At 70.9% G+C, this 6,122-nt stretch carries 6 protein-coding genes and 1 pseudogene; 5 read left to right on the forward strand and 2 right to left on the reverse strand.

All coding sequences use genetic code 11. The features are described from left to right. The 3 genes and pseudogenes from EES43_RS18910 to EES43_RS18920 all read left to right on the forward strand — a co-directional run. A partial coding sequence (locus tag EES43_RS18910) for a hypothetical protein (protein WP_124272059.1) occupies positions 1–338 on the forward strand: 338 nt, incomplete at its 5' end. Positions 339–573: 235 nt separating this feature from the next. Next, positions 574–1,833, forward strand: a complete 1,260-nt coding sequence (locus tag EES43_RS18915; protein ID WP_124269793.1) for a L,D-transpeptidase — start codon at positions 574–576, stop codon at positions 1,831–1,833. Positions 1,834–2,056: 223 nt separating this feature from the next. Continuing rightward, a pseudogene (locus EES43_RS18920) lies at positions 2,057–2,410 on the forward strand (DUF1330 domain-containing protein); the annotation flags it as partial. Positions 2,411–2,577: 167 nt separating this feature from the next. Here the strand turns inward: EES43_RS18920 and EES43_RS18925 are convergent. Next, positions 2,578–3,042 carry an RDD family protein gene (locus tag EES43_RS18925; RefSeq protein ID WP_241192691.1) on the reverse strand — a complete coding sequence of 155 codons (465 nt, stop codon included), beginning with the start codon at positions 3,040–3,042 and terminating at the stop codon, positions 2,578–2,580. Positions 3,043–3,364: 322 nt separating this feature from the next. Between EES43_RS18925 and EES43_RS18930 the strand changes: the two genes are divergently transcribed. Continuing rightward, complete coding sequence (locus tag EES43_RS18930; RefSeq protein ID WP_124269795.1) at positions 3,365–3,742, forward strand: hypothetical protein; 378 nt, start codon at positions 3,365–3,367, stop codon at positions 3,740–3,742. Positions 3,743–4,149: 407 nt separating this feature from the next. Then, positions 4,150–5,544 carry an NADP-specific glutamate dehydrogenase gene (gene gdhA, locus EES43_RS18935; RefSeq protein WP_124269796.1) on the forward strand — a complete coding sequence of 465 codons (1,395 nt, stop codon included), beginning with the start codon at positions 4,150–4,152 and terminating at the stop codon, positions 5,542–5,544. A gap of 155 nt (positions 5,545–5,699) precedes the next feature. Here gdhA and EES43_RS18940 read toward each other — a convergent pair. Further along, positions 5,700–6,122, reverse strand: a 423-nt coding sequence (locus EES43_RS18940) for a hypothetical protein (protein ID WP_206430079.1), incomplete at its 5' end; no start/stop codon positions are given.

Here is a 6,122-nt window from a genome sequence, read left to right on the forward strand (position 1 = left end):
GGGAGCCGGTCGCCGGAGTCGACGACGACGGGAACGCGGCCGACGAGCGCATGCATGCCGAGGCCACCGTACGGGCAGACGGAGCAGAGGCCCTCGCCTCGCTGGTGGACCCGTTCGACCTGGTCAGCGAGGTGCCCGGGGTCGAGCTGGCCCAGGCGTCCTGGAGCAGCGAGACCATCGACTACGACCCCGACGCCGAGGCCTGGGACGAGGACGAGGACGACGAGGAGACCCTGTTCCTCCCGCTGGACGAGGGCGACGAGGAGGGGTACGACCAGGAGGTCACGCACAATGGAAGCAGCGACGGCGAGGACGGTGCCCCCGCACCACGGGTCTGACGTGTGAGAACACCGGCCCCGGCACCGCCTCGGCGGACCGGGGCCGCACTGTGCGGCGACGGCGCGTCCGGACTCCGGCTGCGGGAACCGGCGCGGCTGTGGACGCGTCCATGAGTGGTGTTCCCCACATCTTCGATGGATGTGGAACGGAGCACTCCTTCCGGGTGTTCTTGGAACATTGACGGGGAACGGCCGCTGGGCGGCCCCGTCCGGGGATTGTGGGGAATCGGCGACGATGGAGAAGCGTGTGATCACGGACAGCAAGCGGCGCAAGGGCCTCATGGCCGCGTCCGCACTGCTCGGCGGCGTTCTGGTGCTTTCCGCCTGTAGCGACGGCGGGGACAAGCCGGGTTCCGGCAGCTCGGACGCGGCCCAGGCGCAGGTCGACAAGGCGGCGGCCGAGGACGCCTCGCAGGCGCAGATAGCGATCAAGCCCAAGAACGGCGCCACCAACGCGAGCATCAACAACGCCGCCCAGGTCACCGTCGCCAAGGGCAAGCTCACCGAGGTCGTCATGACCACGGCGGCCGGCGACCCGGTCGAGGGCGAGCTGGCGGCCGACGGCTCCAGCTGGAAGCCCGCCGCCCAGCTCGAACGCTCCACCACGTACAAGATCAACGCGACGGCCGAGGACGCGAAGGGCCGCCAGGCCCACGAGAACAGCTCCTTCACCACCGTCTCGCCCGACAACAGCTTCATCGGGAACTTCACCCCCGAGGACGGCTCCACCGTCGGCGTCGGCATGCCCGTCTCGATCAACTTCAACAAGGCGATCACGGACAAGAAGGCCGTCCAGAACGGCATCACCGTGACCTCCAGCAGCGGCCAGGAAGTGGTCGGCCACTGGTTCAACTCGCAGCGCCTGGACCTGCGCCCCGAGGACTACTGGCAGGGCGGCTCCACCGTCACGCTGAAGCTCGCGCTGGACGGTATCGAGGGCGCCGACGGAGTCTTCGGCGTGCAGCAGAAGACGGTGACGTTCAAGGTCGGCCGCAACCAGGTCTCCACCGTCGACGTCAAGAGCAAGACGATGACCGTCGCCCGCGACGGCAAGACGATCAAGACCATCCCGATCTCCGCCGGTTCGCCGGAGAACCCGACGTACAACGGTCAGATGGTGATCTCCGAGAAGCACAAGGAGACCCGGATGAACGGCGCCACCGTCGGCTTCACGGACGACGACGGCAAGGGCGAGTACGACATCAAGGACGTCCCGCACGCCATGCGGCTCTCCACCTCGGGCACCTTCATCCACGGCAACTACTGGGGCAAGGGCATCTTCGGCACCGCCAACACCAGCCACGGCTGCGTGGGCCTCGCCGACGTGAAGGGCGCGGGCGACCCCAACCAGCCCGCCGCCTGGTTCTACAACAACTCGCTCCTCGGTGACGTGGTCATCGTCAAGAACTCCCCGGACAAGACCATCACCCCGGACAACGGCCTCAACGGCTGGAACATGAGCTGGTCCGAGTGGACGGCCGGCTCCGCCGCCTGATCCTCCCGCACCGCCGCACCACCCCGTCCCCGCCCGAAGGCGGCGGCACCCGGAAACCTCCGGGGGCCGCCGCCTTCGGCGTGTCCGGGGCAGCCGGGCAGCCGCGCCTTCGGCCACGGGCATGACCTCGGAGGTAATCGACCCGCGCGCGCCCGCCCGGCAGCATCGAAGGTGTCGCGCCGGGCCCGGTGCGGCAGCGCCCGACCGTACGGAGGAGCGGACCATGACCGCCTACGCCCTGGCCCACCTGAGCCCCGCCGCCCTGCCCGTCCACCAGGAGGTCCTGAGCTACATCGAACGCATCCAGGGCACCATGGAGCCCTACGGAGGCCGGTTCCTGGTGCACGGAGCCGCGGTGGAGGTGGTGGAGGGCGTGTGGCCCGGCGCGCTCGTCGTGATCGCCTTCCCGAGCGTCGAGCGGGCCCGCGCCTGGTACGCGTCCCCGGACTACCGGGAGATCCTGCCGCTGCGCACCCGGCACCTCGACGGCGACGTGGTGATCGTCGACGGGGTCGCCCCGGACTACGACGCCTCGGCCACCGCCGCGGCGATGCGCGCGGCGGGCGAGCGCGCGGCCGGGGCGAGCGCGGAGGGCGGGGCAGTCGCGGACGGCGCGGCAGTGGAGGACGGCGGGGCAGTCGCGGGCGGCGCGGCAGCGGAGGGCGGCGCGGCGGCGGAGGACGGCGCGGCAGTGGAGGACGGCGGGGCAGTCGCGGGCGGCGGGGCAGCGGAGGGCGGCGCGGCTCAGCCGGTCCGGCCCGCCGTGGCGGCCCGGTAGTACCGCAGGTCGCTGTGGCGGACCTGCCGCACTCCCGCCAGGTCCTCCGGCCCCTCGACCCGGCAGCCGCCGGGCCGCTCCACCGGCCGCTCGCCGCCGGGGCGCGCCCCCCGCAGCCGGTACCACGGCTGGAGCGGCAGCCAGAACAGCCCGTAAAGCCAGCGCAGCACCAGCCGGCGGAAGCCGGGCCGCCCCGCGTCCGGCAGCCGGATCACCCGCAGACCCATGATCAGCTTCCCCGCGCTCGCCCGGACGGCCATCGTCAGCAGCACCTGGTTGGCGAACGACAGCACGAGCAGTTGGCACGCGAGCGCCGCGACCGTCCGGCCCGCCCCCACCGCGCCGAGACCCGCCCCCGCAGCGTCCAGACAGGAGTGCACGAGCAGCCCGACGACCAGCTGGCAGAGGTAGCAGTCGAGCCCGACCGCCAGATACCGCCGGGCGTCCCCGGTGCCCTTCGGGAGGCCGGGCTCGCGCCGGAGCGCGCCGTGCGGATACGAGCCCCCGCGGGCAGGCGGCGGGCACGGGCGCGGTGGCGCCGCATCACCCGCGGCGCAGTGCCGCGCGGACAACAGCCTTGTCGCGGGCGGAGGTTGTAACCTCCGCCGCCGCCGTGGCTTCGTCATGCAGGCATCATGACCGATCGTCGGTCCGGCCGCCGCCCTTCCTCGCCGGTAACCATCGTTACCCGCCGGTGTTTCACAGACCCTCTACGGTGACGGGAACACACGAACGAACAGCACGGGGACGGCAATGGGTTTCAACGGGACCATCTGGAGACTGCGGCGCGGGGCGGAACTGGTCGGGGAGATCGCCGTCGACGACCCGGACTTCCCCTGGCTGCACGGCAGGTTCATCCCCGGCCCCGGCTACGACGACACGCTCCGCGACCTCTTCGACCGCGAACTGGCCCTGCTCGAACGGCTGGACGAGGAGGGCAGCGACGAGAGCGCCGAGGCGTGGGAGACGGTGTACGGCGAGGTGAACCGCATCCTCGTGCTGTCCGGGCCGCAGGGCGTGAACGTCGCCGAGTTCCTGCTGCACATCCGGGGGGACCGGGCCTGGTTCCGATGGATCGGCCCGGACGGCCCGGACGGGTCGGGGGAAGCCGCGCGGGGCGTGCACGACTAGCAGGGCGCGCGGGGCGGGTGCGGCGCGCGGGCGCACACGGCGGACGCGAGGCGGACCCGTGTCCGTGTGACCTTCGCCACCCGCCGCTCCGTACGCCGGATACGGGCGGGACGGTGGCGGCGCGACGGAACACCGGCCGGCCGGGCGCGCAGGGCATCTGGGGGCCGGCCCGGAGCACCGCCCGAACCCCAGCGCCCCCGCCACTATGTGGATGGCCCTCGAAGATCGCCGCGTCCGGCTGGAGAATCACGGCCTACGACGGTCCCGCGCATCGCCCGGCCGGACGACGGCCACGCGGCCCCCGGCGGGGCGTCCACGGGCCCCGGCGGGGGGAGACGCGGACCGGCGGCGCCCTCCGGGACGGGGGCGCCGACGCGCCCGAGCCGACCACGGAAGGTCTTGATCAGATGCCGGTCACCCCCGAAACCGCCCGCACGGAATCCGCCCGCGGCCACGACGCGGCGAACCGCGTCATCGAGCCGCTCTACGCCGAGATCCTGCGCCGCAACCAGGGCGAGGAGGAGTTCCACCAGGCGGTCCGCGAGGTCTTGGAGACGCTCGGCCCGGTGCTGGCGCGGCGGCCCGAATTCGTCGACGCCCGCATCATCGAGCGCATATGCGAGCCGGAGCGTCAGCTGATCTTCCGGGTGCCGTGGGCCGACGACTCCGGCGACATCCACGTCAACCGCGGCTTCCGGGTGGAGTTCTCCAGCTCGCTCGGCCCGTACAAGGGCGGCCTGCGCTTCCACCCGTCGGTGAACCTCGGCATCGTGAAGTTCCTCGGCTTCGAGCAGATCTTCAAGAACGCGCTCACCGGCATGCCCATCGGCGGCGGCAAGGGCGGCGCCGACTTCGACCCGAAGGGCCGTTCCGACGCCGAGATCATGCGGTTCTGCCAGTCGTTCATGACCGAACTCCACCGCCATCTGGGGGAGTACACCGACGTGCCCGCCGGGGACATCGGCGTGGGTGGACGCGAGATCGGCTACCTCTTCGGCCAGTACAAGCGGATCACCAACCGGTACGAGTCCGGCGTCCTCACCGGCAAGGGCCTGGGCTGGGGCGGCGCGCAGGCCCGCACCGAGGCGACCGGCTACGGCTGTGTCCTGTTCACCGCCGAGATGCTGCGCAGCCGGGGAGAGTCGCTGGAGGGCCAGACGATCGCGGTGTCCGGTTCCGGGAACGTGGCCGTCTACGCCGTCGAGAAGGCCCAGCAGCTCGGCGCGACGGTGGTGACCTGCTCGGACTCGGACGGTTACGTCGTCGACGAGAAGGGCATCGACCTCGCCCTGCTCAAGGAGGTCAAGGAGGCGGGCCGGGGCCGGGTGTCGGAGTACGCCGAACGGCGCGGCGCACACGCCCGGTTCGTCCCCGGCACGGGCGTCTGGTCGGTCCCCGTGGACGTGGCCCTGCCCTGCGCCACGCAGAACGAGCTGCACGAGGCGGACGCGCTGACCCTGGTGCGCAACGGCGTGAAGGCGGTCGCCGAAGGCGCCAACATGCCGACCACCCCGGACGCCGTCCGGGTTCTCCAGGAGGCGGGTGTCGCCTTCGCCCCCGGCAAGGCGGCCAACGCGGGCGGCGTGGCGACGAGCGCGCTGGAGATGCAGCAGAACGCCTCACGGGACTCCTGGTCCTTCACGCACACCGAGGAGCGGTTGGCCGAGATCATGCGCCACATCCACGACTCCTGCTTCACCACCGCCGAGCGCTACGGAAGCCCCGGCAACTACGTGGTGGGCGCGAACATCGCCGGCTTCGAGCTGGTCGCGGACGCGATGCTGGCGCAGGGCCTCATCTGACCCGGCGCGCGGGCGGGCCGGCCCACCGGGCATGGCACGAGCGCCGGGCGGCCGTTTCCGGCCGCCCGGCGCTCGTCGCGGAACCTCACCGACAGCAGATCCGCCTGGGGTGCGATGCCGCAGGAGTGCCCGGCGGTCGCATTCGTTCAAGGGTGTCACCGAAGGGTGAACAGGATGACATCTCCCGTGTCCCACTTCTTGGTCGAATAAACCCACGGCCGCTTGGTCGTATAATCGGGAGCTACCCATTCCATTGTCCCGGTGTCGATGATCACCCTCTGGGGGACCCTGTCGCGTGGGATCGTGGTAGGTGTGGAACCGTTGGGCAGGCCCTGCTGGCCGTCAAAGTGAGTACCGAATATCTGCACGTCGTTTTTCGTGACGCGGCCATGGTAAACAGTCGGCCCATCGGATTTGAACGCGTCCGGCATCCCGTTGCGCTCCCTGTACTTCTGCACGGAATAGTTGTTCATATTGAGGTCGTTCTTTCCGGCCTCGATGTCGGTTATTCCTATCTCGTCGTATTTCCATTTCTTTCGCATGGTCTTTATTTTGTTGCTTATCTTCCCTACCGCTTC

Source organism: Streptomyces sp. ADI96-02 (genome assembly GCF_003846185.1).
GTDB lineage: Bacteria > Actinomycetota > Actinomycetes > Streptomycetales > Streptomycetaceae > Streptomyces.

Coding starts and splice junctions, on each gene's coding strand:
- gdhA (WP_124269796.1), top strand. CDS start 4,150: ATGCCGGTCACCCCCGAAACCGCCCGCACGGAATCCGCCCGCGGCCAC.
- EES43_RS18915 (WP_124269793.1), top strand. CDS start 574: ATGGAGAAGCGTGTGATCACGGACAGCAAGCGGCGCAAGGGCCTCATG.
- EES43_RS18930 (WP_124269795.1), top strand. CDS start 3,365: ATGGGTTTCAACGGGACCATCTGGAGACTGCGGCGCGGGGCGGAACTG.